Source organism: Bacillus sp. FSL K6-0994, from assembly GCF_038630815.1.
Lineage (GTDB): Bacteria > Bacillota > Bacilli > Bacillales > Bacillaceae > Bacillus > Bacillus safensis.
The window spans coordinates 3536190-3562078 of the sequence record NZ_CP152043.1; the positions used below are offsets into that span (position 1 = coordinate 3536190).

A 25889-nucleotide genomic window follows, 5' to 3' on the forward strand; every position below is an offset into this window, starting at 1 on the left:
TCTATAGAATAGTTAAATCACTAAATCTTCTGCGATTGGCGTTTCCATAATCTTTTTGACTTCTCTTGGATCTGTTGTTTTGCCTAGTGCCCACATCAGTTTCGGCACGATAGCTTCTGTATTCATATTTCTTGAACGTGCCACCAATTCTTGATTGATCTTGCGCCCTACCTCATACACACTCATGTCTTCTCCTTCTTCAAGACACTGAGTGGTGATGACAACAGAAATGCCTTCTTCCAGCAATTCGTTAATCTTTTCTAAAAGGTTTCTTCCTTCGAAAGGAATTCCGCCGCTGCCGTAGCTTTCAATGACAACCCCTTTGTACATGCTTTTGACTGCATCTAAAAACTCGGGCTTCAGGCCTGGGTGCAATTTTAACAGACACACATCTGTGTTCAAGGATGCATCTAATTTAAGCGGTTTCATTGGTGTTCTTTTTACTTTGCTATTGTATTCAATTTGATGGTTTTCAATTGATGCAATATATGGGTAGTTAATGCTTTCAAATGCATCGTAGCTTTTCGTTCTTAGTTTGATCGCACGTGTGCCTTGGATGACCCTGCCATCAAACACGACATACACCCCGCCAACACCGTCACATGCAAAGCGAATCGCATCTGTGATGTTTTTCTTCGCATCTGTTTTCTTAAAAGTAATCGGAATTTGTGAACCTGTAATCACGATCGGCTTATCAGGATTTTGCAGCATATAAGACAGCGCTGCTGATGTATAGGCCATTGTATCGGTTCCGTGAGTAACGACAAACCCGTCATACTGATCATAATTCTCATAAATGGCTGTTGCGATATCAACCCAGTATTCAGGCTGCATATTTGTACTATCTATACTCATTAGGGACTTTGTGTCCATTGTATATTCTGCATTAATTTCGTTTAAATAGCTCAAAAGATCCTCAGCTTTAACACCTGGAGCTAAACCATTTTCACTCTCTACAGATGCAATCGTCCCACCAGTCGTTAAAAGCAATAATTTCTTCAACAGGTCCACCTCTTTCGTAAAATTACTTCGTTTGTCACACATATTATAAGCTAGCTTGTGCTATTCTATAATATACGCTTTACGCGTACCTTCATTGCCATTATAGTCACATAACGCGAATTAATCAAGAAATTGTTACGCATAACGCGTACATTCTATGTCAAAATATGATATACTGTTGTTGTAAATAAAGGAGCGTTCATGTATGATACTCGATCGTTTAACCACCCTTAGAAAAAAGAAAAAATGGTCTCTCCAGCATACGGCAGATCGCCTAGGTATCGCCAAAAGCACCTATGCCGGTTACGAATCTGGGTACCGACGACCTTCGCTTGAAGCAGTTAAGCTGCTGGCTGATTTGTATGATACGTCCATTGATTTTTTACTTGGTAGAACGGACGAGCCAGAGATACAACGCAAAATCTCTGATATCAAAATTGAACTGACGGAAGCAAAAGAAGGAACCATTTATGTAGACGGCGTTCCCCTAAATGAAGAAGAAATCAAACAGCTTGTTGCCTTTATTCGGGCGAAAAACACTCTAAAAGTATAAACACAGAAAAGAGAGGCACCTTATAAACAGATGCCTCTCTTTCCTTTTCCAATCTCAATATGGAGAAGACAGCTGGCTTAATTCCTCTAGCCGCCGCTTCGCTTCTTCTTTATTAAACGAACTATAATAGCGATAATTCTCCTCATCTAAGATGCGGTAATGCTGACTAAGTACATTTTGCTGAAGCCGAAACGTGCCTTTTTTGACAGACGTCCTCCACCAAACCTTGCCGCCAATCGTACGCTCTACTGATAGATGCAATTCATCATGTGCCACAACTTCCAAAATCTCGAGCGGGTCATCCCCCAGGGTGCCTTTTAAAATGTCACTATCTCTGAATAATGCACATACGGCCGCGGATTGCGTCCAGTTGAGACGCAGCCTGTTTTTTTCAACCTGCTGTAGATGCCGTTTCGATAGACCAAGTACCTCCGCCATACGATCCTGCGTATAATCCTTTTCTTTTCGAATCCGTGCCATTTGCTCTGTGACGAGGTCGATTACCATCTCTTTATCCATCTCTCATCACCTCTTTCGAGTGTTCAGTCTTTACTGACATCATACACGATTTCTTCGAAAAAGTGGCGTCTCATCCTATGGAATTCTGACAAAAACAGCTTAGTCGGTCTTCTCTTCTCCTTGGCCATGCTGCTGTCTCCAATTTTCTTGGGCTGTCTGATGTAAATATGGATAGATCTCCTGTTTGACGGTCTGCTCAAATACTTCTTCATCTAAAATGCTGTATGCCGGAATTTTGATCAATTTCCCATCTACTTTCCGAATGAGCACATCCATGAAAAGAAATCCTCTTATACTGTAACGATGCCTGCGCATGTCGATTGATTGAATATCTTGAAAAGGAATCATTCGCTCCCGGTGCAGCACAGCGCCATTCTCTCCGCGCTGAATGTGAAAAATCACATTTCCCCTCTTCGTAAAAGCAGGCAAAATCATCAAAAAGGAGATCCAGCCATAGACAATACCTAATAGTCCGCCTAAAAATAAAAACAATGTATAGTTTGATTCAAATGTAAGAGCTTCTGAAAATAACCAAATACCGATAATACCGAAGCCGCCCGTTGCTAAGAATGCCCATACTCTTAAAAAAGGTCTGCTCCTTACTTCTATTACTTCACTTGGATTCAAGTGTCATTCTCCTTTTCTCCATTAGAATATAGAACGTAACCCGTCTCGATGAGCCGTCTCAATGCGAAATTGATTTTCTTTTATTCCTGATACAAGCCACGATTGGTTCTCACCTGGAATCACAAATAGCATGGACTCCACATCAGGCGTATTATTTTTGTCATAGACGACCTTCATGAGGGAGTCCATCTTTCCTTTTCTCGTCTGTACATCAGAAACAAATGCCTTCACGAGCTCTTGATTCTCCGCTTTATTCAGAAAGGATGGCCACTCATTTTTCGCTTCGCTTGCTTGTTCTAATAGCATTTCAAATTCCTCTGCCTGCAGGCTGATGACAGGTTCAGGGTGATCATTCATCTGTATGTTGAAAAAGGCTGTCACTTGCTCCTCTGCCTGCTGATCGCCATCCAGTTTGCGAATCTGATGTACTTGTTGATCATAAAGCGTATGATGCGCATATACACCCGCTTGTGTTGTGTGAAAAGAGGTGCTGACTTCTTCATCTAAATCTCCAAATCTAGACGCCTTGATCGTGTGGGAGGCATCATTCATCGCCTGGATGAAATGACGGTATTCCGTTTTATAACGGTATTGTCTGTTTCGAAATTCCAGTACACCTTTTGCGAGCAAAGAGCGGCACGCAATTTCAAATAAAAACCCCAAGCGCTCGTCCTCTACTTCAGGATAATAAGCCTCCTTTAAGGACATACCTTGTTCAAAATAGCCTTCACTGTAAAAACTAAAGATGAGTTCCTCAATACTTAGACTTAGCTGATCCAACTTGATCTCTCCTTATCCAAAAGAAAATGCACCCTTAAAGAAATCGCCTGCACCCTTTATGAGCGAATCTGCGGTTTCTTTTGTTTTTTCTATCCCTTTATGTATTACCTGATTTGCCTGATCAATGGTATCATTCACTGCTTTCACACCTTGACCCGCCAGTTCGAATGCTTTTTTCCCTTTATCCACGACTGCATGAATCGGGTCCTTTAATTTCACTGCCATCTGTTCAGCAAAACCGGATGTCAGCTTGGCGACTTTTTCTCCAATAAATCCACCTACTGCTGAACCAATGGCTCCGCCAACCACGGTTCCAATCGGACCTGCAAAGCTGCCAAGAGCACCGCCGACAACGGCACCTGCGACAGAACCGCCAGCGATAAAGACCGTATTGTTCACTGCATTTCCAACAGCCTTTGCATTTTCACGCTTAAGAACTTCTGGTTGATCGCCGAATTCTGCATAGTTCTCGGCAATTTTCAATCCACAGCCAACCGTCTCAGTTGCACCAGTGACAACTGTTGCAATGATGGCATTTCCTTTCGCAAATCTTGCACCATTTTTCAGAACAGACTTAATAGCAGCCGTGTCCTTCCAATTAATACTTCCTTTTGTAAAATCACGAACACTGTTTGTGAACGCAACTGTATCGTCAGGATAAAATTTTGTGAATTTCTTATGAACCAAGTCAGCCATCGGCCAGTTCGATCGTTTTAATAATTCTTTTTTACTCAGCCAAATCCTTGCTAACCGGTCAAATCTCGTTCCTTCTACCCGGCTGGTCAGATCAAGCAGCAGCTTTGAATGCTGCGCTGCATATCGGCCATTCTCTTTAATGAAAGTCGTCATCCCAAGCCCGTAATATTTCGCCTGCATCATCACGATACCAGCTAAGCTCGTGAGTGTACCATATTGATCATAAATACTGTACAATTTCCGCAATATATCATCTGCTTCGACCATTTTATCCGTTGCATGACGAATGGCAATATCATCACTGCTCAATTTGCTGATTAATGCCTGTCCTGCTCCCCATGCATCCCCGACACCAGAAAAACAGCTTCTATACCGAGGATCGCAGCCTAAAATCAGCCCGTCCAGTTCACTATGTAAATCGCGGTGCTTCGTTTCAATGGCTGACAGCTCGCCTACAAAATCATTCGCCAGCCCAGTCAGCTGATCTGGATCAACCACAATGTCACGTGCCATCACATCATCTCCCTTCTCGGTTTCTTTCTCTCCGTTCTTCTCGTCTCTTTCGCTCAAGCTCTTCCATTCTGGCAATTTCAGCTTTACGCTCCTCAATTTTGACCGCTGCATCCCGCAGTTCCTGACTTGTTTCAAGCAAATCCTTTTCAAATTGATCATAGCGTGCCGTTGTTTCTTCAAAGCTTTGATCAAATTTATCCCTTGCTTCTCCCTGCCAGCCTGATCCTACTGCCTTCAGCCGATTTTCCAGCAGCTGCTTGGACTGCCGAATCTCATCAGCCGCTTCCTGAAACTTTTGAGCGAGTGCCAGCGTTTGACTAGAATCCAACTTTCGCACCCCTTTCTCCCAATTTAACGTACAAATGGATGATTTTATATGTCCTCATTATAAATAAAAAGACACCCAAAAAAATCACCCTAAAGAACCATTCAGCACATCACCTAATGAAAGTAGGCCTTTTTCCTCTCTAATTGCCAGAGAAAGCCTTTCTTGTTATGAAGCGCATTCAAGACGTGATAAAATGGACGTATTCTACAAAAGGAGTGACGTATAGATGAAAGAGGAAATGATTCAGCGTTTCACAAGTTATGTGAAGGTAGATACGCAGTCGGATGCAGAAAAGGAAAGCTGCCCATCTACTGAAGGACAATTGAATCTGGCGAGACAGCTTGTTGAAGAAATGAAATCCATTGGGATTCAAGAAGTAACAATGGATGAAAACGGCTATGTCATGGGAACGATCCCTTCTAACACAGACAAAGATGTGCCGACCATTGGCTTTCTGGCTCATATTGACACAGCCACTGACTTCACCGGCAAAAATGTAAAACCGCAGCTTCATGAGAACTATCAAGGCGGCGACATTACCTTAAATGAAGATCTACATATCGTTTTATCTCCACAACAGTTTCCAAATTTACAAAAGTACCAAGGACATACACTGATCACAACAGATGGCACAACCCTGCTTGGTGCAGATAACAAAGCTGGTATCGCAGAAATTATGACCGCTATGCATTACCTCATCGAACACCCAGACATCAAGCATGGAAAAATCCGTGTCGCTTTTACGCCAGATGAAGAGATTGGCAGAGGGCCGCACAAGTTTGATGTTGATGCCTTTGGCGCTTCCTATGCGTACACAATGGACGGCGGACCGCTTGGCGAGCTGCAATATGAAAGCTTCAACGCAGCGGGCGCGAAAGTATCCATTAAAGGAAACAATGTCCACCCAGGAACAGCAAAGGACAAAATGGTCAGCGCTGCGAAAATTGGGATGCTCTTTCACAACAAACTTCCTTCTGACGAATCTCCGGAGTATACAGAAGGCTACGAAGGCTTTTTCCACCTGACGAAATTTGTAGGAGAAGTAGAAGAGGCTGAGCTGCAATATATTATCCGTGATTTTGATAAAGAGAAATTCAACAATCGCAAGGCCCTGTTTGAAAAAATAGCAAATGACTTAAAAGCCACATACGGAGAAAACAGCATCACCCTCAGCATTCAGGATCAATATTATAATATGAGAGAAAAAATTGAGCCGGTAAAACATATTGTAGACATTGCTCATGAAGCCATGGAAAACCGCTCAGTAACACCGGTTATTGAACCAATCCGCGGCGGCACAGATGGCTCCCAGCTTTCATATAAAGGTCTTCCAACGCCAAACATCTTTACCGGCGGTGAAAACTTCCACGGTAAATATGAATTTATTTCCGTTGAAAACATGGTGAAAGCAACCGAAGTTATCGTTGAAATTGCCCGTTTATTTGAAGAAAAAGCATAAACATGTTTACAACCGTTCCTGTTCGGGAACGGTTTTTTAATAAAAGTTTACAATTTTCTGAAACTTTTATGACACTTATTCGTACTAATAGAGACAACCCCAGAAAAAATTCTTCTTGACGAGTGAAATAACTGGAAATATAATAGTTAAAAACAACCAGTATTTTAGACCTAAAATAGCAGATCGAATGAACCTTAAGAACTAAACCGATTCTACTGCTTATTTTCAGTTATAAACATCACTCACCCTGTCTACACTTAAAGAATAGGATGAATTGGAGGAATGTCATATGATGATTTTATTGATTATCGCTTCACTTTGCTGCTACTTACTATTCTCTTTCAAAAAAGATAACCGCACCCAAAAAAGAAAAAGCGCAGAGCTTTCGGAGTTTGAAATCTTTCGTATGCGCCGCCACTACAACGGAAAACGCCGTCACCCACTAAACGATGCACCTAAACAAGTATAAATCCAAATAAAAGAGCCTCATGAGGGGCTCTTTTTTGTTTGCATAAACAGCAAAAAACGACCAGATTCAGTGGTCGTTTTTCTTTTTATTTATATACCTTCGCAGGAACTTGAATCATAGGAATTCCAACATAATAAGGTGAAATTTCATATGGCTGGAAGACAACAGCAATTCCCTTTTTCGTGAAGTAATACTGCGTGTTGTAGTTGATTTCAATGTCGCTTTTTTTCAGGTTCGCGTAGAATTTGCTTTTATGTTTCTTTGTGTAGTTATAAATATAATCTCTTACTTTCGTACGCTTTTTCTTTGTTTTCACAACGTCTGTCAAGAACAGCTGCTTTGTTTTTTCCTTTGTTAACACATAGTTCATGCTGGAAACCATTGTGTCTCCGTGCGCTCCACCGTTATACATGTAATCATAGTTTAAGATACTCAGTTTCTTACCATTGTTAAATTTCGTTTTATACGTTCTCTCATACGTGACCTTCCCGTAGCCTTCCTTTTTCGCTTCGTCCTTTAAAAACAAGTACGTAGAATAAGAGAATGCAATATCTTCTTTTAAATCACGATTGATGGTTTTCATATGCGCCTTGCTGAGGTTTTTCACCTGTGCATATTTGAACGTTTTTTTCTTTTTATAATAGTGTGTGCTTACTTTTGCCTTTTTTGCTTGTTTGGCATCCGCAGATCCAACTGGCGCAAACAAGGAAACAATCAGTGAGAATATGAGCAGGCTGATCGTTAGGCCTTTTTTCATTGTCATAGTAAAAACCCCCATTTTTGTCTATTACCAAATGAGTATACCATGACAAAAGAACCAAAAGAAGTATTTTTTCCATATTATTCTTCATTTTTCCACATCGGGTTTGTTTCCCTTGATTTGTTCATTTTGAAAATTAAACGATAAAACCATTGACTTTTCCTCGAAAAGGTTGAATAATTGTGTTTATTAAGAAAATTGAATCAAAAGGTAACCTTATTAAGAGTGGTGGAGGGACTGGCCCTGTGAAACCCGGCAACCGCTGTTCCTAGGAACAGAATGGTGCTAATTCCTTAAGCAAGCAAATGCTTGTTTGAAGATAAGGCAGAGTTCTCACAGTATATGATGCTCTTCCTTATCTAAGGAAGAGCTTTTTTATTTGATTTTTTAACCTGAGGAAAGAAGGGATTCAGCATGACACAAGTACAAACCATTGGAAAGAAAACAACGAAACCGCCATTCCGCGCAGATCAAGTAGGAAGTTTACTTCGTTCAGAGCGCATCAAGGAAGCACGCAAGCAAAAAGCAGACGGTACGCTGACAGCAGAGCAGCTCCGACAAATTGAAAACGAAGAAATTACACGTATTGTAGAGAAGCAAAAAGAAATTGGGTTAGAGGTTGTCACAGATGGTGAATTCAGACGTGCATGGTGGCATTTTGACTTTCTTGAAGGACTCGATGGAGTTGAAGGATTTGAAGCAGATCAAGGCATTCAATTCCATAACACAACGACAAAAGCTAGAGGTATCAAGGTAACAGGTAAGATCGATTTTACAGATCATCCAATGCTGGAGGATTATCGTTTCCTTCACAGCATCGCTGGTGATCATACGGCTAAAATGACGATTCCAAGTCCGAATATGCTCTTTTTCCGTGGAAAGCTTGAAGAAGGAGTGTATGACAGCTTAGAGGAATTCCACCATGATGTGGCACAAGCGTATAAGAAAGCCATCCGTGCTTTTTATGATGCAGGCTGCCGCTACTTGCAGCTGGATGATACGGCATGGGCAGTGTTCTTTTCTGAAAAAGGCCATGAACAAATCAAAGCCTTTGGCCGTGAAGAAGATGAACTTCGTGAATCGTTTGCGAAGACAATCAATGAAGCTGTTGCCGACCGCCCAGAGGATTTGGTGATCACCATGCATATTTGCCGAGGTAACTTTAAATCGACATGGGCAGCTGAAGGTGGTTACGAAGCAGCGGCAGAAACAATTTTTGCCGGCTTAGATCTTGATGGTCTCTTTTTAGAGTTTGACGACGATCGTTCTGGCGGATTTGAGCCCCTTCGATATGTGAAGAACCCAAACCTTCAAATCGTACTAGGCCTTGTCACTTCAAAATACGGAGAGCTTGAGCCAGTTGAACAGATTAAAAAACGCATTGAGGAAGCGGCTCAATATGTAGACATTAACCAAATTTGTTTGAGTCCACAATGCGGATTCGCCTCAACAGAGGAAGGCAACCTGTTAACAGAAGAGCAGCAATGGGAAAAGCTGCGTCATGTGATTGAGATTGCAGATCAAGTGTGGACTTCGTAGTCCCTCAGAGAAGAAAAAAAGACAAACCGCAGTATGGCGGTTTGTCTTTTTCTTTTATGCATCCAAATGTTCACCATTCGTCGCAATCACTTGTTTATACCAATCGAAACTTTTCTTTTTCTTTCTATCTAATGTACCGTTTCCTTCATTATCACGGTCAACATAAATGAAGCCGTAGCGTTTTTTCATTTCAGCCGTTGATGCGCTGACAAGGTCAATTGGGCCCCAGCTTGTATAACCGATCAGGTCAACTCCGTCTGCGATCGCTTCTCTCGCCTCTAGCAAGTGGCTTCTGAGGTAATCAATTCGGTAATCGTCTTGAATGGATCCGTCTTCTTCTACTTGATCGACAGCACCCAATCCATTTTCTACGATAAACAATGGCTTTTGGTAACGGTCATACAGCTGATTCAGTGTTGTACGAAGTCCTTTCGGATCAATTTGCCAGCCCCAATCACTTGCTTCTAGATAAGGGTTTTTCACACCTTCAAATAAGTTACCGCCAGTCACTTGTCCAAGAATCTCTGGATCTGTACTTGTCACAAAGCTCATATAATAACTGAAGCCAATATAGTCCACTGTATGGTTTCTTAAAATGTCTTCGTCCCCGTCTTGGAACTCAATGTTGATATCATTTTCAAGGAAATAACGTTTCATGTAACCTGGGTAATAGCCTCTTGCCTGTACATCTGAGAAGAACAATGTTTTACGGTCTTGCTCAATTGCAGCAAACATATCTTCTGGTCTTGAGCTGTACGGATAAGTTGTCATCGCTGCAATCATACAGCCGATTTTCGCATCAGGAATGATTTCGTGTCCTGCTTTGACAGCCAAAGCACTTGCAACAAATTGGTGATGCGCTGCTTGATATTGAATGCTTTTCTCGTCATCACCCTCTTCAAATACAAGTCCGCCGCCAGTGAAAGGCGCATGTAATACAACGTTGATTTCATTGAAGGTCATCCAATATTTTACTTTGTCTTTAAAGCGGGTGAACAATGTTTTCGCGTATGTTTCATAAAGATCCACAAGCTTACGGTTTCTCCATCCGCCGTAGTTTTTCACAAGTGCGAGCGGCATTTCATAGTGAGAGATGGTGACAACTGGCTCAATTCCATGCTTATGCAGTTCATCAAATACTTTTTCATAAAAAGCGAGGCCTGCTTCATTCGGTTCCGCATCGTCGCCATTTGGGAAAATACGCGGCCAAGAAATGGATAATCTGAAGCACTTGAATCCCATTTCTGCAAAGAGTGCAATATCTTCTTTATAGCGATGGTAGAAATCGATTGCATCATGATATAAGTTAAGGTCTTTCATTGATTCATCGAATGGGTGCATAATACCATTTGGTGATACATCAGCTGTCGATAAGCCTTTTCCATCTTGATTATATGCGCCTTCAACTTGGTTGGCTGCAACAGCGCCGCCCCATAAGAAACCTTTAGGAAATGTTTTTTCTAACTTGTTCATGTTGAATACCCTCCTCTTTTTCTTCTACACTGACTGTAAGCAGTGTCTCTTTCACTGTGATCGTTCCATCTGTTTTCGCATCAACTTGTGCAAAATCGTTTGTGTTGGTGACAATTACAGGTGTGGTGACATCATAGCCTTCTTGCTGAATGCCCTCGATATCAAAATCAATGAGTACATCTCCTGCTTGAATCAGATCACCTGACTGCACATGACTTGTAAAATACTTTCCGTCAAGTTTTACCGTGTCAATCCCCACATGAATGAGAAGTTCTGTACCTTGTTCACTCTTCAAACCAATGGCATGTTTTGTGTGGAAAATGGTTTCAACCTTGCCGTTGAAAGGTGCTACAACACGCCCAACTGTTGGTACAATGGCTGCACCTTTACCCATGATTTCATTAGAGAATGTTGCATCATTTACTTGATTGAGCGGCTTTAGTTGACCTTCAAGCGGGCTTTGTACCACTTCATTTTGAAGTGCTGCTGTGTCTTTCTTTTCTTCTGGTTTGTCTGCTTTTGTATCATCTTTCACTGGTACATCTTTGAATCCGAGAACAAGTGTCATGATCGTTGCTACGACAAAGGCGATTACTAAGCCGATGATTGAGTAGACAAATGTTGGTCCAATGAATGTTGGGAGACCTGGAAGGCCTGCTGATCCAGATATCACATATGATTTTACTTTAAAGATTGACATGAACACGCCGCCTGCTGCTGCACCAATAAGGGCTGCAAGGAACGGTTTTTTCAATCGCATGTTCACACCATACATAGCAGGTTCAGTAATACCCATTAATGCTGTGATACTTGTAGACATCGCCAATGATTTAAATGTTTTGTTTTTTGATCTTAAGAAGACACCGAATGCTGCGCCTGCTTGTGCCATATTTGCTACAAACATCATTGGAAGAATGAAGTCAAAACCGTTTAACGTAATGTTGTTGATCATGATTGGAAGCAGTGCATAGTGCATGCCCGTAATGATCAATGGTGACATGAAGCCGCCGATCAAGAGTCCGGCCAAAAGACCTGCATGTTTGAACAATAAATCAATTCCACCTGAAAGGCCACTTCCGATAATCCCGCCAAGCGGTCCAACCGCGATGAGCATAACTGGTACAACGACTAGAAGTGTGACGGTTGGAACAAGGATGATCTTTAATGATTTCGGACTATATTTTTCTGCGAATCTTTCAACATATGAACCAAGCCAGATGGTGAGTAGAATTGGAATCACCGATGAAGAGTACACAACGGCAACCACTGGCAAGCCTAGAAATTCTGTATTTCCCGCGCCCAGTAAAGCGGTTAACTGCGGGTGCAGTGCTGCTGCTGCAATGGCAGCCGCGATATACTGATTTGTGCCAATTTTTTTGGCTACGCTTACAGCAAGCAGAATCGGTAAGAAGTAAAAGGCTCCATCTCCAATGGCTGTTAAAATCGCATACGTACTGCTTTTATCTGATATCCACTGGAATGTGAGCATCAGTGCCAAAATCCCTTTGATCATACCGGCCCCAGCGATGGCTGGAAGAATCGGTGTGAAGACACCAGAGATAAAATCGAAAAGCTTTGATATCACATTTTGCTTTGACGCTTCTTCTGTACCGCTTGACTTTACATCAGATGATAGACCTGAGTCAGCGATCATCGCTTGATAGACATTTGAGACATCATTGCCGATAATGACATGATATTGGCCTCCGCTTTGATTCACGCCCATGACGCCATCTGTTGATTGCAGCTTCTCTTTATCTGCCTTGCTTTCATCGTATAAGTTGAAGCGAAGTCTTGTCATACAATGCGTAACTTGCTTAACATTCTTTTCACCGCCGACAAGTTCTAGCACTTCTTTTGCTGTTTGTTTGTGGTTCATTGTATTACCCTCCAATCGTTGATTTCATCTTGATATAGAAAAAACCTAAACATCCATTAATGTCCGAGAAATAGCGATTCAGACATTAATCGATATTTAGGTTTTGCCTGCTTAACCAGTAACAATCCTTCATAGCGATTGATCGTTATTTAATTTTTATAAGTCTTTAGATATAAAAAAACCTAAATCACGCCTTATCATAGATAGGGACAATGATTTAGGTTTTGCCTGCTTGATCAGTAACAATCCTAAAAGATTGTGGTTATTTAGTTTATAGTTATAAATTATCATGTTAATTTTGTGATGTCAACGCTTTCTTTTTTGAATTTATTTTCTTTTTATTACTCTGTCTATATGCAAAGTTAAATATAGCATTTCATCTTCTATGAGACTTCGGTTGTATTCTTTTTGAACATAATCGTTAATTTTTTCTGCGCACTGAAAAGCTGCGGTGTTTTTCTCTTTTACCACTTCATACAGAAACTCGTTTTGATTTTCCATCTGTGTTTCGTTAAACAGACGCTGACCAAAAAACTTCAAATGCGTAACAAAACGGAAATAATTTAATGATTCCTCGTCCAAATCAATTTGAAAGTGATACTTAACGATGTTTAAAATGTCTTGAATGAGTTTGGTGATTTGAATAACGTTTGGCATTTCTTCATTGAGCTCTGCATTGACAATATGCATGGCAATAAAGCCGGCTTCATCCTCAGGAAGATGGATGCTCAGCTTGTCCTCAATGATCCGAATAGCTTCTAAACCGCATCTGAACTCATCTTTATACAGCCGTTTGATTTCCCAGAGCAAGGCATTTTTGATGTCCATTCCTTTTTGATGACGTTCAATGGCAAAGGTGATATGATCCGTCAGCGTCACATAGATGCTGTCATTTAAATTTTTGTTAAGGGTTGTTCTCGCATGCTCAATAATCGCCTCACACACTTGCATATACTCGATTGGAATATCATAAAGCAGGGTTTTGAATTTTTCTGATATATCTTTATTTTGAATAGAAAATACTTTTTCGATTCGTTCTTCGTCAATCGGGTCTCCACTTTTCTTTTGAAACGCGATCCCTCTGCCCATAATGACCAGCTCATGCTGCTCGTCATCATATGCACTGACAACATTATTATTGATTACTTTAGAAATGATCAATTGATACCCCCCAGTACATTCCGCTTTTTCGAGCATTTTATCGTTGATTCATATGTCATGTTATTATTATTTTCAAAAAAGAGGACTTTAAGATGATTTTACATTTTTTTTTGATACGGTCAACTAGAAAGAATGACATATTACCTCTCAAAAATGACGAAATAGGGGCAAAAAAGTCTAAAAAAATACACAAAAACACTCTAAAAAGAGTGTTTAAAGTGTGTATTTTACAAAATCAAGAGCAGTCCCAATTATAGACGACATTCTCGAAATTTTTTCGTTTAAGGTCTTCTGGTTTGATAAAAAAGTTGGCAATACCGCAATCTCCCCACATCAGATCTACTTCATCATCTGAGTCAATTTGTAATAACAGAACGGTATGTTCTTGATCTACATAGGTACGCGGGTCTTCTTGTGTAAACCCTGGATACCCGCCCAATTTGTGACCAAAGCCACTCGCTGTTTCATAAAACTCATCCAGCAGGGCATCTGCTTCATCGCCATTAACACCATCTGCATCTTCGAATAGGTCCCAGCTGTTCTTTCCTGTGACTTTTTCAAAGCGGAAATCTCCTACACTGATCGTTTCGCTTGATAATTCACCTGTAATCGCACCTTCCTTCGTCACAGGAAAATAAAAATCATCTGGAATTTTCACAAAAGAAAAATCAGTCATTAACTCTTCTTCTGCCAAGAAAGGTTCCTCAATAAATTTGATGCGAAAATCTTTTTGCTCTGTTTTATGGTCAATATTCATCCCATAAAGATCATCATGCACAGAAATAAAAACTTGCAAAAGTCCTGTTTCTGGATAATCCTTCAGCTTGGGCAGCTGGCCGAAATTAATTTGTGCCAAAAGTTTCATAGGATGTCCTTCGCCGTCAACTGGATATTCGTCGTTTTTTGGAAAATAAGGATCACCAGCTATTTTGCTGTCGTATGGTCCTGTTTTTCCTTGTTTCATCTGTAATTGAATCATTGGTTTTTCCGTTTCATCTAACAACGGACGGTAGGGTGCAAGTATTTCCTGCAGCTTCGCTGATTGTGTCACGATGATCTTCCTCCTTATGAATAGGTCTAATGCCAAAACTTGTCTCTCTTTTTCTATCATACAGAAGTGTACCCTGCCTGTCAGCGATAAAACGGTCATAATCCTAACAAGTTTCTCACCTTGAAATGATAAAAAAACCTCCGATTCAGCTGGAGGTTTTGTCGTTCTTTTATTTCACTTGATAGTTTACTAAGTCGTTTGCTAATGCTTTCATCGTTTCGTTTGTTTCGTGAAGACCTTCAATAATTTTCGTAAAAGTGCCTACTAGCTCTGCCTGATGCTCAGAGGAAGCGACAATTTGCGCAATTTCTTCTTCCATTCCTTTGATCGATCCCTGCACATCTTTTAGGGCTGTTTCAATATCAGTCGTCGCTTGTTTCGCATGAGTTGACAGCTTTCTCACTTCTGTTGCGACCACTCCAAAACCTGCTCCTGCTTCCCCTACTCTTGCAGCTTCTATTGATGCGTTGAGTCCAAGTAAGTTCGTTTGATCAGAGATACCTTTGATGAGATTGGACACTTGATTGATTTTAGAGGAATTTTCGACAGTGGTTTTCGTATTTTGTAGAATTTGTTCACTTGTCGCTTGTAGTTCCTCTGAATGTGCGGCAACCTGCTGTACCATTGCGACTAGTTTTTCGGAAGCTTCGTTGCTCTCCGTCATGATGTGATCTAATCGTTGTTGATTCGTTTGGTCATAGGCCACACAGAAGGCAGCAACCACTTGACCTGATTCATCAGTAATTGGAACGGCTACGATATCCATTGGAATCCCGTATACTTCTTTTGGAATTTGAATAAACGATGGTTCTCTCCCATTTTTCAGCATCGCAAAGTTTTGGAATCCAGCATCTACTGTATCACCAGCTTTAAATCCTAAATCAATATTCCCATGCTGCTGATAATAAAGAACCTTCTCTTTCCCTAAAACAGAAAAGGTTAGCTGCTCTCTCATAGCAAGTCCAATGATTGGTAAAGCGTCTATTATGTTATCAATTCTCTGTGACATTCGCTTACGTTCATCCTCTCTATTTCTCAGTACACCTTCTTTATCGGTTCGTTATATGATCTATTACAGCCTGTAATGTGCACTAATATCAATCAAATGACCTAAGACATATAAAAAGCCCACATTCTATCAAGAGAATGTGGGTGTTTTTTAAACAAAGTAAATGCACATGAAGACACTGACACCGATGAGAAAAAGATACATATAGTCAATCCATGAGGTGCTGATGTTTTGATAATACGTTCGCTCTTTCGTCCCTGTGAAGCCCCTGGCTTCCATCGCAATCGCTAAGCGCTCTGATTTTCGTACACCTTGTGTAAAAAGGGGCAATGCATAACGCATAAAGGCTTTCCAGCTGTTTTTTTGCTTGTAGCCTCTGATTTTATGTGCAGCTTTCATTTGTTTTAATTCACTTTGAAATAACGGAATAAACCGGAAGCCGGCAAGCATGCCATACGCCCATTTTGGGGACATTCGGCATTGGTGAATCAGACTCATCATAAATGCCGTCAAATCTGTTGTGGACGTAAAAAGGAGACCAAATGTCACAAATCCAAGCATTCTAAAAGCGATGGTGAGCCCATTTCTTAAACTCTCCTCTGTGATATGAAACCACGCCCACTTCCAAACGGTATGATCTCCCTTGCCGAAGGCCGCCATCATCCAGAACACGAGAATAAAAAAGAGCAGATAAGGGACAAGCCTTGTAACGATATACTTCATATTCCATCCACCTAAAACAACTCCAATGCCAAGAGCAAACAGCCAAATGATAAAGGTTGTTTTAGGGTCAGAAATCGCCATAAGACAGCACATCGCAAGCAGATGAGCGAGTAATTTCATGACTGGATTCACAGTAGAAAGAAAGGAATGATTACTTTGCAATCGTCAGCACGTCCTTTCTTTCTGCCACATAGCGATAATGCAAAGGAGCTCTTAGCCGATAAGTATCAACAAGTTCCTGATTTGAAAATAAATCATAAGGAGTGCCATCATACACATGCTTCCCTTGATGAAACAGAAGCACTTGATCGGCACACTCATCGACAAGCTCCATATCATGTGTGACCATCACAATGGTAGTGCCTTGGCGCTGACGCTCTTTTAAACGCCTCATTAATTCCTTCGCCGTTTTTTCATCCTGCCCGAAAGTCGGTTCATCTAACAGCAATACATCTTGATCAAAGAGGAGCATCGTGGCAACACTCAATCTTCTTTTTTGCCCTAAACTTAAGGTGAAGGGATGTGCTTTTGCATGCTTCTCTAAACCGAACTCTTCCAGCAGCTGAACCGTTTTTTCTTGGACGACTGATTCTGGCCAGTTTCGCTGTCTGCCGCCAAAGGCAATTTCATCGAATACTGTGTCTTGTATGAATTGAAGCTCCGGATTTTGAAACACAAAGCCTGCTTTTTCATATAGTTCTCGGTCTGACCACTTTTTTAGGAGTGTATCTTTTAAGAAAATGTGGCCTTTTTTCGTTGGCTCTAAACGAACCAAATGTTTGAGAAGTGTGCTTTTTCCACTTCCATTTTCCCCAATGATCGCCACCCAATCTCCTGATTTGATATCAAGCTGGAGATCACTCATAATCCTTTTTTTCCCGTAGCTTAATTGAAGATTTTCTGTACGAATCATTGTCTTTCGTTCGATTGATGGCACTTTTTCACGCTGCTCTTTTCGTGCTTTAAAGGTTTGCATAAAGGTTTGACCCAGTGGATGAAATGGATCTTGAATGATCGTGGACCATTTCTCGGGAAATAATTTGGGCCGCCAAATTCCTGCCTCTTTCATTTCTTCCTCATATGCCGCGAGCACATCATTTGGAGCTCCATCTGCTAAAATGCTGCCTTGATCATCTAATAAAATCACCCGGTCCATCCATTCGATGACACCATCAAGCACATGCTCTACAAAAATCATGGTCTGATGCTGATCGGCTGCAAGCTGCTGCAGCAGTTGAAATATGTCCATTCTACCTGCCGGGTCAAGCTGTGCGGTCGGTTCATCAAAGAATAGAACATTCGGCTGTAATGCGAGTAGACAAGCAAGTGCCAATCGCTGCTTCATGCCGCCAGATAAAGTGTGAATCTCTGTATGCGGATCGACATCCAGTTGGACTTTTTGCATGAGCTGCTGAATGATGTCATCCATCTCCTCACGAGGGACGGAACGGTTCTCTAAGCTAAAGGCAATTTCTTCATTGACGCGGTGCATACAAAACTGAGAGTCTGGATCTTGAAACATGACGCCTGTATGTCTTTGTAACACCACTTCGCCCTGCATGTCTGCTTCCACATGCTCTGGAATGATTCCAGCCAGAACCGAAATGAGCGTAGATTTCCCGCTTCCGCTCGGTCCTAAAATAAGCACCTTTTCCCCTTTTTGAATCGTAAGGGAGATTTGATGCAAAACGGGCTTAGGCTGTTCATAAAAACGGACAGAGAGTTCATTGCACGCGAGAAATGAATTCATGCTGTTCACCTTTGTTTCGTTTTTCTTTCATGATGGCATATTGATTCAGTACACCTGTTTTGGATAGTGCGTCCACCACCACTTTCGCAAGGCAGCCGCCAAGTATCATTCCACTAATGATTTGAGTCACAAGCGTCATAAGTAAAACTTGAGGCGTGTAATATCCAAAGCCATTTGCCACGAGACTGTAAGACATCGCTCCGATAGCGGCAAAGGCACCAGAGAGCATCAGTGTCCACATGCGATACCGTTTATAACCAAAAAGAGCAAAGGCGATTTCTGCCCCAAGCCCTTGGCATACACCAATCAGCAGAGCTGAAAGTCCAAAGTGGCTTCCTGTCAATAATTCCACAGCAGCGGCGGCTGTTTCCGCAATCAGAGCAGCTCCCGGCTTTTGAATGATATATGCAACGATTGGACTGGCAATGACCCATATTCCAAACATGATGTTGCCTCCTGCTGGGCCAACAAGTGCTGTAATCGGTAAGTATAGCGTGGACCATCCTAAATAGATCACACCGCATGCAACGGATAAAATCACCGCAAGAACGACTTCTTTCATCTTCCATGTCATGATGAATGCACCTCCAGTTGAACTGGCCACTCTTCAACAGTGAAGGCCATTTCCCAAAACTTGTACTCGAGCTGGCAGCTTAAGATAAAATGCTGTTTCATTTTTTCCTTTTCCTTCTCACTTGCTGCTTCCGCCAACTGATCGAGCCGCTTGCAAAGCTCACCTGTAACAGAATCGGTTAATCCTCCATAAAACGTGATCCACTCATAAAACGGATGTGACGGGTCCGGCTGCACATCTGTAAGCATTCGTTTCCCTATTTCCCAATATGTCCAAGGACATGGAAGCAGGACAGCGATGATTTCACCAAGCGTGCCTTCTTGCGCAACTTGCAGCATGTGATGAATATAGTGATGAGCACTCGGAGCCAAAGAAGCACCTTGGAGCTCATCATATGCTACTCCTGCCACTCGGCAAAGGTTTTGATGAGGGTGCGTCTCACTATCTAGTACAAACGCAATCTGCTGATGAAAAAACGCAATATCCTCTCTGTCTGTACATCTGCTGAGCGCTGCTGCATAAATTTTAATGAATGCTTGTAAGTATTCTGCATCTTGTTTGACGTAATGAATGATTTGTTCCTTTTCCAGCTTTCCTGCTGCCAGGCCTCTGACGAACGGATGCTGATAAATGGCTTCAAATAACGGTTCTGCTTCTTTCCTTAATTGCGTAGAAAATGTCATAAAAAAAGCCTCCTCTTCTTCAGTTGAATAAATGAAAAAGCCACCCCAAATGGAGCGGCCTTCTTATCAATTCAATCATGAATAAGACAAGGTCCAGCTCCACTTCCCTCCGCTAGTACGAACTAGATCAGGTTCAAAGGGTCCAAGATTTTCTCTTGTCTCAGTCATACATGACTCCCCTAGTGGACTTTTGTCATTTAATTATCTTTACTCTACACATGTGGCGATTTGATGTCAACCGCCTTTATTAATTCAACGTTCTGATTGTTGGCAGCTTCTCGATCCCTGCAGCATAGTAGAAATTCAGCACACTGAAGAAATCAATCGGCTTTCCTGTTTTTAAATCTACAGCTAAAATATGATCACCGTAATTTGTCATATCATCAATATCTAAGCGTCTTGGTGTTGTCTTCCCGAGTGTATCAACAAAGGTATCATGGTAATATTGCCCGCTTGCATATGATGATTGATGGTACATAAACAATGTCTCAACATCTAAGTAAACGAGGATGGCTTCTGAGGAGCTCGCATAAGGAGCTGAGTATGACACAGGAGCCGAAATGTTTTTTACTTTCACACTTGAGATTGAATGAGTTCTTTGTTCGTATTTTCCATCATAAGAGAAATAAAAAACACGCTCCCATTCATAATTTGCTGTCTTTGTTTGCTTATTGTATACTTTTGTACCATTTGCAAATACATCACCGTTTGCATACTCAGCTACAAAATATTGCAAGGTGGACGAAAGAGATACAGCCCCCGTGAAATTGGGCGGGTTTTTTGCATTTACTTGTATCGTGTAGGAATCTCCAAATTCTCCGCCGCTTGTAATACCGAATGCATAATCACCTGCTGGTAAGTTGGTCAATCCAAGCAGGCTGCCTGCCGGTTGAATCAAATCTGTCGGGTAGGCTTGTCCTGTTTCATAATCAACAACAAATAATTGAACAAAATAATCAGGGTTTGAAGAGGTAATCCGGCTGATGAGTGCCTGAGGTGAAGATGTGCTTAAAAACCATAAATCAACTGGGTCGTCCTCTGTTAAGACAGCCGATTGATTAATAGCTAGTCCATCAATGGAGCGAACGGCAGACGTGCGCATTTTGCCTTCTTTAGCAGCTTTTCGTTTGATACTGATTCCTTTCTTCTTATTCACTTTAAATGATTTTTTCACTTGCTTCTGTTGAATAGCGGTTCCTTCATCCTGCTTTTCAAACGATTCTTGCACTTGCTGAATCGCTTTTTCCGTCAGTGGTGATATTTTCCCTTCTGATTTCGGTGCTTCTTCTGCTTTTAATGCTGGTGACAACAAACCTGTTGCGACGAGTAAAACAGATAGTAAAGCTGCGGTGATTTTGACATAAAATGCTCTCACAGGAACATCCCCTTTTTCCTCATTTGGGTTTTTTACCCTGTGATTATTTTACCATTATTCTAATTATTGTTTTGGTCTTTTTTGGGACATTTTTATAACAAAAAAACCAGCCGCATGAGTCACGACTGGTTTTTGATCGTTTTATGCAATAGTTTTGACAAACAAGCGTGCTGTTTCTGCACTTGATCCCGGGTTTTGTCCAGTGATGATTTGTCCGTCAACGACAGCAAATGGCGCAAAGGCGTCTCCTTTTTCAAACGCTGCCCCCTGCTCACGAAGTTTTGTTTCCAATAAAAATGGAACCTTTGATGTCAGCTGCACGGCTTCCTCTTCTTCGTTTGTAAAGCCTGTGATTTTTTTGCCTTCGATAAATGATTTGCCATTTTCATCCTTCACATCAACGAATGCTGAAACACCATGACAAACGGCTCCGATCGCACCATTTTTATCTGAAACTGCTAAGATCGCATCCGCTACCAGTTGATTAGACGCAAAGTCGATCATAGGACCGTGCCCTCCAGCAAAGAAAATTCCGTCATAATCAGCGGGATTCACATCTGTAAGCGCCTTTGTGTCTTGAAGTAATTCATATACATCTTGATATTGCGCTGGGACACCTTCAGGAATTGAATTTTTGTCAATTGGTACAGTGCCACCTTGAATAGAGACAATTTGTACTTCTAGTTCATTTTCTTTAAAAATATGAAATGGCTCTGCCAACTCTTCTAGCCATAAGCCTGTTGGATGTCCATTCATTTCTGGGCTGCTTGTCGATACTAATAACACTTTCTTACTCATCTTGATCATCCTTTCGATTTATCCTGTGGTTATTTTATATTTTGCACAATTAAATATCAAGCAATATGACTTTAGGCCAGCTCATTATGTTATACCCGATTTTCTAAAAAATATGGTATGACTCGAAATCTAATCAATATGTCACATTCTATTGGTAGGGAATTTCATGTAAAATTGTCATTGAGTGATATAATATGAGGAAAGATTGACAGATCTCTCGTCACATGAGGGGATTTTTAAAGGAGTGGAAAAGAGATGAAAACCTATTCGATTGTGATGATCATCATCACGCTCTGTATTATATTGGCCGTCTTTTTGATGAACCTAACGGGGGTCATGTACGGAAAAATCATTTTGGCCGTTGCCGTTGCCCTTTGTCTGACATCCATTATTCGTTTAATGGGTCTTCGAAAAAGATAAAAGCCGCCCTCACCAGGGGCGGCTTTATTTAAGATTAGATCGCCAGCATCAGTGCAATGAGTGCAAGCAGTGCTGGTACTCCTTGTTTGATGATAATTGATTTATTGGATGTTACACCGCCAAATACTGCTGCGATGATCACACAAAGAATGAAAAACAGCTGAATCATATATCCAACGGTATTCGATCCAAGAATGAGCCCCCAAATGAGTCCTGCAGCTAAAAACCCGTTATAAAGCCCCTGATTGGCAAACATTACTTTGACATTTGGATCTTTTTGCAAGTGTTCTGGCAGCTTAAAAGACCGCTTCGCCATCTTTGATTCCATAAAAAACATTTCTAATAACATGATGACAATGTGTTCTAATGCGACAATTCCTACTAAAATCATTGCTAAAATATTCAATTTAGTTAATTCCTTTCTGATAGACGGTCACGAATCTCTATTTTGTCCGTGTATAAATCAAAGTCTTGTATTAATTCTAGTGCTTCTGTAAAGCGACTTTGTGGAATGTCTTTCATTTTTCTCACGCCGAATTCCTTTTTAATAAAAGCCATGATGGTATTGATATGAAGCTTACCGTGGCCATCATACTCCAAATGGCTGCAAAAAGTCTGCATCGTCCCTCGAATCACCTTTAATTGCTTGGCAGTGACACAACTCATTGGTAACGCTCATCCTTTCCTTTGTTTTAACAGCTAAAAAGAATCTTGGTTGAAAGAAAAACCTTCCAGTGTCTATTATATAATGGTTTCATTCGGATATCAAAATAAAAAAGAACAGACATTCGATTTAAAAAACAATCGTGCCCTCACAATCCTTTTCTCACATATCAAAAAGCCGGATTCAATGGTAGAATCCGGCTTTCTATTTAGTTACTTTTCGAAATTAATACCTTTCCAACAGAACGATCCTTACTTTGTCCAACGACTTTAAAGGATAACCCATATGTCGGTACATCGCGTCCTGCATCTGGGTTGTTTGGATTCACATAGTTCTTTTTATCACTAAATGTACGAGCCGGTCGAATGTAGCGATCTTGCAAAGTTAAGCCCGTTGTTGCTGTATAATCTATATTCAGCTTCGTACTTGGATTCAAAGAGAATGCTGCATCATGTACTTGGAACCCTGTGGCGGCAATGGAACCGTCACTCCATTTTAATACTTGCTGATCTGCATCTACTACGCCAAGGAAGCCGTTCCCCGGATGTTTTCCTACCCAGTTATCACTGTATGATTGATCGACATACCAAACGACCAACCCGTTATTGTAGCTCATCAGACTTGCCCCGCGTTTAATATGCTTTAAGCCTTTATCGACATCAGCATAAGAGCGCCACTCTAGTAAATAGTATTGTGCTGCATATTGTTTTCCATTAGATTTTGAGAATCCATTAAAGGTAAAAGTAGACGTGCCCTCGGCATCATCTGACCATACTTTCGCTCCATCTGCCGTGATGTTCAGGTCATCTACGAATAAGCCTGGAAGTGAATAGCCTGCATCAGTTGTGTAACGGAATTGCAGGTCGATTTTCTTCCCTGCATAAGCAGACAGGTCAAAGGCTGCATCTACCCAGCCGTCTGATTTTCCGTCGATGCCATTGCCTTCGTTTGCACCTGCTTCATTTCGATCATTCGTGATGTTACCCGCGATGGTCTTCCATTGATCAGTCCCTGTTTCACGCACTTCGACATACGCATAATCATAATCTTCTTCAATATCGTACCATGCTTTAAATGTCAGCTCTGCTTTGCTTCCTTTTGACAAATCAATACCTGTTGTCGTCATGGTTGCATTCAAATTGTCACCCGTTCCGCTGAAGTACGAATATTTCCCTTGAGCAGGTGTCGTGACGACAATCTCTTTATCTGGTAAATCGACTCGAACGGCATCATGGTTCGTTCCTTTTGTTGCTGCTTCATCAATTAATACTGTTTTGCTTTTCTTTAATGTTTTACCATCGATGGTTTGTCCAGAAAGCCAGTTGCCCCCATGCAGATTTTGAAGCATTTCTTTCGCATATGGGCTAAAGCCTGTTGGTTCCGTACCAGGAACTTTACCTGCCCAGCTTCCGCTTGACATGATCGACCAGTAAGAAACGGGCTCTCCTCTGCCTGTGTACTGTGTATCGTACTCGTCAGGAAGACCAAGATCATGTCCGAATTCATGTGTGAACACACCTGCTGCGCCATCTTCAGGCTCGATGGTGTAATCCAACGCGCCTAATTTCCCGCCTTGACCAACTTCAGATTCAGTATCCGGAATTTCAAATACATCACCAAGTGACCAGCGGTGTGACCAAATCGCATCAGCGCCAAGTTGACCGCCGCCTGCTTCTTCACCTACGCCGGCGTGAACGACCATCAGATGGTCAATGATGCCGTCTGGCTCGTTATAAACCCCGTCGCCATCAATATCATAGCGATCCCATTGATCATACTCGCTGAGATCAATATTCGGATCTTTTGCTGCAGCTTCGAGTGCTTCTTTCACCAATTCGCGCGGCCTGCCGTCACTGCCTGAATCGTCAGGTACGTTCCCGCCGTAATAAGCTGCTTCATGCTTCGCTGTATACCATCCTGCAACTGTTCCACTAACTGTGTAACTGCCGCCAGACTGCTTTTCATAATATTGCTTCATGGATACTTTCCGTTTCCCATCTGGACCGATGTAGCCATTTTTTCCGAAAAGCATATCTTGATAGTGCTGTTGATCGTACTTGTCATAGTACATATCAGTCTCTTCTTTTTTGATACTATTATGCTTATAATCTTTAAAATCTACTAATAAAACCAATACTTTATCATTGCGGACGTCACCTTTATACTTTTCCTTTTTGACCGGTTTTACTTCATTGCCTTCTTTTCCTTTATGCTTCTTTAATTTTTTCTTTTTGGCAAGTTTGTTATGTACCTCTTGTTTGTATTCTTTCAGGAATTCAGGCTCTTCTGTTAAGGTGCTGGCACTTTGTTTCATTGCCGATTCTTCTTTTTTCTTTAGATAGTTCTTTAATGCTTTTTGGGTTTCTGCCTCATTGGCATTCTTTTTGATCTTTCCTTGTTTTTTCAAGGCTTTGATAAGACGGTCTTCATTCACGACACTTGAGTCAAATGGAATACCTGAATAATGACCGCCATCTGAGGATGTTGATTTTTCTGTGGTGTGGGCAGATAGAGGGGTGCTGAAAGCTGTCAATGTGCCTAAACTTAGGACAGCGGTTAGTGCAATTTTCGTCCATTTCCCTTTTTTCATATTGGTTCCTCCCTATTTTGGTAATAAATAATATCTAATTCTAGCATATTCCAATATAGTTAAGTCGAAAAACATTTTATTTTCAGAAATTTTGTGGAAAATGCACAATACGTGAATGAAATGGGTGGAACCATATGTCGAAAATAAAAGAACCCTAGGCGATAACCGCCTAGGGTGTTTGTTGTTTTTCTATGAAAGCTGCTGGCCTTGAAAAGCAACCACGTCAAGTGGAGCGGCTAAGAATTCTTTTGCCTTCGCTACGAAAGCCTGGAAATGAGCACTTGCATTATGGCTCTGAACCGCAGCGTCATCTTTCCACACTTCTACCATTAAAAATGTATTTTCCTTTTCTGTATCCTTGAATAGCTTGTAGGAAACATTGCCTTCTTCAGCCTGTGAAGCTTTCATTAATTCGTTGATTTCTTCTAAAAATACGTTTTCTTTTTCTGGATGAATGGTCATCCCTGCATGAATAATGATCATGTGATCGTCTC

General features: G+C 41.3%; 27 protein-coding genes and 2 riboswitches. Of the genes, 5 read left to right on the forward strand and 22 right to left on the reverse strand.

Features of this window, described 5'->3' with window-relative positions; all coding sequences use genetic code 11:
• Positions 1 to 12: 12 nt before the first annotated feature.
• Entirely contained in the window at positions 13 to 1002 is a 990-nt protein-coding gene (locus MHB69_RS18450; protein ID WP_024427527.1) for an asparaginase, read from the reverse strand.
• 205 nt (positions 1003 to 1207) lie between these two features.
• On the opposite strand from MHB69_RS18450, the gene MHB69_RS18455 reads away from it, so the two are divergent.
• Entirely contained in the window at positions 1208 to 1555 is a 348-nt protein-coding gene (locus MHB69_RS18455; RefSeq protein WP_065214960.1) for a helix-turn-helix transcriptional regulator, read from the forward strand.
• 54 nt (positions 1556 to 1609) lie between these two features.
• On the opposite strand, the gene MHB69_RS18460 is transcribed toward MHB69_RS18455, so the two are convergent.
• From MHB69_RS18460 to MHB69_RS18480, 5 genes are all read right to left on the reverse strand, one after another.
• Positions 1610 to 2074: a helix-turn-helix transcriptional regulator gene (locus MHB69_RS18460; RefSeq protein WP_024423909.1), complete on the reverse strand. Its 465-nt coding sequence runs from the start codon at positions 2072 to 2074 to the stop codon at positions 1610 to 1612.
• Positions 2075 to 2173: 99 nt separating this feature from the next.
• A complete protein-coding gene (locus MHB69_RS18465; RefSeq protein ID WP_070326190.1) occupies positions 2174 to 2701 on the reverse strand; it encodes a YfjD family protein in 528 nt (175 codons plus the stop codon).
• Between the two features lie 21 nt (positions 2702 to 2722).
• Complete coding sequence (locus MHB69_RS18470; protein ID WP_034281364.1) at positions 2723 to 3481, reverse strand: hypothetical protein; 759 nt, start codon at positions 3479 to 3481, stop codon at positions 2723 to 2725.
• Positions 3482 to 3493: 12 nt separating this feature from the next.
• Positions 3494 to 4690, reverse strand: coding sequence for a glycine zipper domain-containing protein (locus MHB69_RS18475; RefSeq protein ID WP_024427531.1), 1197 nt, complete (start codon positions 4688 to 4690; stop codon positions 3494 to 3496).
• 4 nt (positions 4691 to 4694) lie between these two features.
• Entirely contained in the window at positions 4695 to 5018 is a 324-nt protein-coding gene (locus MHB69_RS18480) for a WXG100 family type VII secretion target (protein ID WP_024427532.1), read from the reverse strand.
• A gap of 226 nt (positions 5019 to 5244) precedes the next feature.
• Between MHB69_RS18480 and pepT the strand changes: the two genes are divergently transcribed.
• Positions 5245 to 6477 carry a peptidase T gene (gene pepT, locus MHB69_RS18485; protein WP_342495835.1) on the forward strand — a complete coding sequence of 411 codons (1233 nt, stop codon included), beginning with the start codon at positions 5245 to 5247 and terminating at the stop codon, positions 6475 to 6477.
• A 289-nt stretch (positions 6478 to 6766) separates the two neighbouring features.
• Positions 6767 to 6946 (forward strand): hypothetical protein, encoded by a 180-nt coding sequence (locus tag MHB69_RS18490; protein ID WP_008345664.1) that lies wholly within the window; start codon positions 6767 to 6769, stop codon positions 6944 to 6946.
• A gap of 85 nt (positions 6947 to 7031) precedes the next feature.
• On the opposite strand, the gene MHB69_RS18495 is transcribed toward MHB69_RS18490, so the two are convergent.
• A complete protein-coding gene (locus MHB69_RS18495) occupies positions 7032 to 7709 on the reverse strand; it encodes a DUF3298 and DUF4163 domain-containing protein (protein WP_342495836.1) in 678 nt (225 codons plus the stop codon).
• 210 nt (positions 7710 to 7919) lie between these two features.
• Positions 7920 to 8032, forward strand: a riboswitch (SAM riboswitch).
• An 88-nt stretch (positions 8033 to 8120) separates the two neighbouring features.
• Here MHB69_RS18495 and MHB69_RS18500 point away from each other — a divergent pair.
• Entirely contained in the window at positions 8121 to 9245 is a 1125-nt protein-coding gene (locus MHB69_RS18500) for a 5-methyltetrahydropteroyltriglutamate--homocysteine S-methyltransferase (RefSeq protein ID WP_034281370.1), read from the forward strand.
• A 54-nt stretch (positions 9246 to 9299) separates the two neighbouring features.
• Here the strand turns inward: MHB69_RS18500 and MHB69_RS18505 are convergent, their stop codons facing one another.
• The 11 genes from MHB69_RS18505 to MHB69_RS18555 form a co-directional block, all read right to left on the reverse strand.
• Positions 9300 to 10718: a glycoside hydrolase family 1 protein gene (locus MHB69_RS18505; protein ID WP_217008652.1), complete on the reverse strand. Its 1419-nt coding sequence runs from the start codon at positions 10716 to 10718 to the stop codon at positions 9300 to 9302.
• Positions 10690 to 12597, reverse strand: a complete 1908-nt coding sequence (locus MHB69_RS18510) for a beta-glucoside-specific PTS transporter subunit IIABC (protein ID WP_342495837.1) — start codon at positions 12595 to 12597, stop codon at positions 10690 to 10692. Before MHB69_RS18510 ends, MHB69_RS18505 begins: the two co-directional genes overlap by 29 nt.
• A gap of 327 nt (positions 12598 to 12924) precedes the next feature.
• Positions 12925 to 13758 (reverse strand): PRD domain-containing protein, encoded by an 834-nt coding sequence (locus MHB69_RS18515; RefSeq protein WP_034281373.1) that lies wholly within the window; start codon positions 13756 to 13758, stop codon positions 12925 to 12927.
• Positions 13759 to 13993: 235 nt separating this feature from the next.
• On the reverse strand, positions 13994 to 14809 hold the full coding sequence (locus MHB69_RS18520) for a YwqG family protein (RefSeq protein ID WP_075621455.1): 816 nt from the start codon (positions 14807 to 14809) through the stop codon (positions 13994 to 13996).
• Positions 14810 to 14978: 169 nt separating this feature from the next.
• Positions 14979 to 15818 carry a methyl-accepting chemotaxis protein gene (locus tag MHB69_RS18525; protein ID WP_041108429.1) on the reverse strand — a complete coding sequence of 280 codons (840 nt, stop codon included), beginning with the start codon at positions 15816 to 15818 and terminating at the stop codon, positions 14979 to 14981.
• Positions 15819 to 15968: 150 nt separating this feature from the next.
• A complete protein-coding gene (locus MHB69_RS18530) occupies positions 15969 to 16703 on the reverse strand; it encodes an energy-coupling factor transporter transmembrane component T (RefSeq protein WP_342495838.1) in 735 nt (244 codons plus the stop codon).
• Entirely contained in the window at positions 16693 to 18291 is a 1599-nt protein-coding gene (locus MHB69_RS18535) for an energy-coupling factor transporter ATPase (protein ID WP_342495839.1), read from the reverse strand. The genes MHB69_RS18530 and MHB69_RS18535 overlap by 11 nt, the downstream gene beginning before the upstream one ends.
• On the reverse strand, positions 18266 to 18865 hold the full coding sequence (locus tag MHB69_RS18540) for an ECF transporter S component (RefSeq protein ID WP_061110279.1): 600 nt from the start codon (positions 18863 to 18865) through the stop codon (positions 18266 to 18268). The genes MHB69_RS18535 and MHB69_RS18540 overlap by 26 nt, the downstream gene beginning before the upstream one ends.
• Positions 18862 to 19548, reverse strand: a complete 687-nt coding sequence (gene tenA, locus MHB69_RS18545) for a thiaminase II (RefSeq protein ID WP_025093767.1) — start codon at positions 19546 to 19548, stop codon at positions 18862 to 18864. Before tenA ends, MHB69_RS18540 begins: the two co-directional genes overlap by 4 nt.
• A gap of 87 nt (positions 19549 to 19635) precedes the next feature.
• Positions 19636 to 19739: riboswitch (TPP riboswitch) on the reverse strand.
• 56 nt (positions 19740 to 19795) lie between these two features.
• On the reverse strand, positions 19796 to 20923 hold the full coding sequence (locus MHB69_RS18550; RefSeq protein ID WP_065214972.1) for a hypothetical protein: 1128 nt from the start codon (positions 20921 to 20923) through the stop codon (positions 19796 to 19798).
• Between the two features lie 141 nt (positions 20924 to 21064).
• The gene (locus MHB69_RS18555; RefSeq protein ID WP_034281379.1) at positions 21065 to 21721 is read right to left on the reverse strand and encodes a type 1 glutamine amidotransferase domain-containing protein; all 657 of its coding nucleotides are present in this window, start codon (positions 21719 to 21721) and stop codon (positions 21065 to 21067) included.
• A 255-nt stretch (positions 21722 to 21976) separates the two neighbouring features.
• On the opposite strand from MHB69_RS18555, the gene MHB69_RS18560 reads away from it, so the two are divergent.
• Positions 21977 to 22141, forward strand: a complete 165-nt coding sequence (locus MHB69_RS18560) for a hypothetical protein (protein ID WP_003214630.1) — start codon at positions 21977 to 21979, stop codon at positions 22139 to 22141.
• A gap of 34 nt (positions 22142 to 22175) precedes the next feature.
• Here the strand turns inward: MHB69_RS18560 and MHB69_RS18565 are convergent, their stop codons facing one another.
• The 4 genes from MHB69_RS18565 to MHB69_RS18580 all read right to left on the reverse strand — a co-directional run bounded on the left by MHB69_RS18565 (position 22176) and on the right by MHB69_RS18580 (position 25878).
• Positions 22176 to 22547, reverse strand: a complete 372-nt coding sequence (locus tag MHB69_RS18565; RefSeq protein ID WP_034281380.1) for a DUF1304 domain-containing protein — start codon at positions 22545 to 22547, stop codon at positions 22176 to 22178.
• 5 nt (positions 22548 to 22552) lie between these two features.
• Positions 22553 to 22807 carry an ORF6C domain-containing protein gene (locus MHB69_RS18570; RefSeq protein WP_012011773.1) on the reverse strand — a complete coding sequence of 85 codons (255 nt, stop codon included), beginning with the start codon at positions 22805 to 22807 and terminating at the stop codon, positions 22553 to 22555.
• 206 nt (positions 22808 to 23013) lie between these two features.
• The gene (locus tag MHB69_RS18575) at positions 23014 to 25395 is read right to left on the reverse strand and encodes an immune inhibitor A domain-containing protein (protein WP_342495840.1); all 2382 of its coding nucleotides are present in this window, start codon (positions 25393 to 25395) and stop codon (positions 23014 to 23016) included.
• Positions 25396 to 25584: 189 nt separating this feature from the next.
• Positions 25585 to 25878: a putative quinol monooxygenase gene (locus tag MHB69_RS18580; protein ID WP_024423933.1), complete on the reverse strand. Its 294-nt coding sequence runs from the start codon at positions 25876 to 25878 to the stop codon at positions 25585 to 25587.
• Between the last annotated feature and the right edge of the window lie 11 nt (positions 25879 to 25889).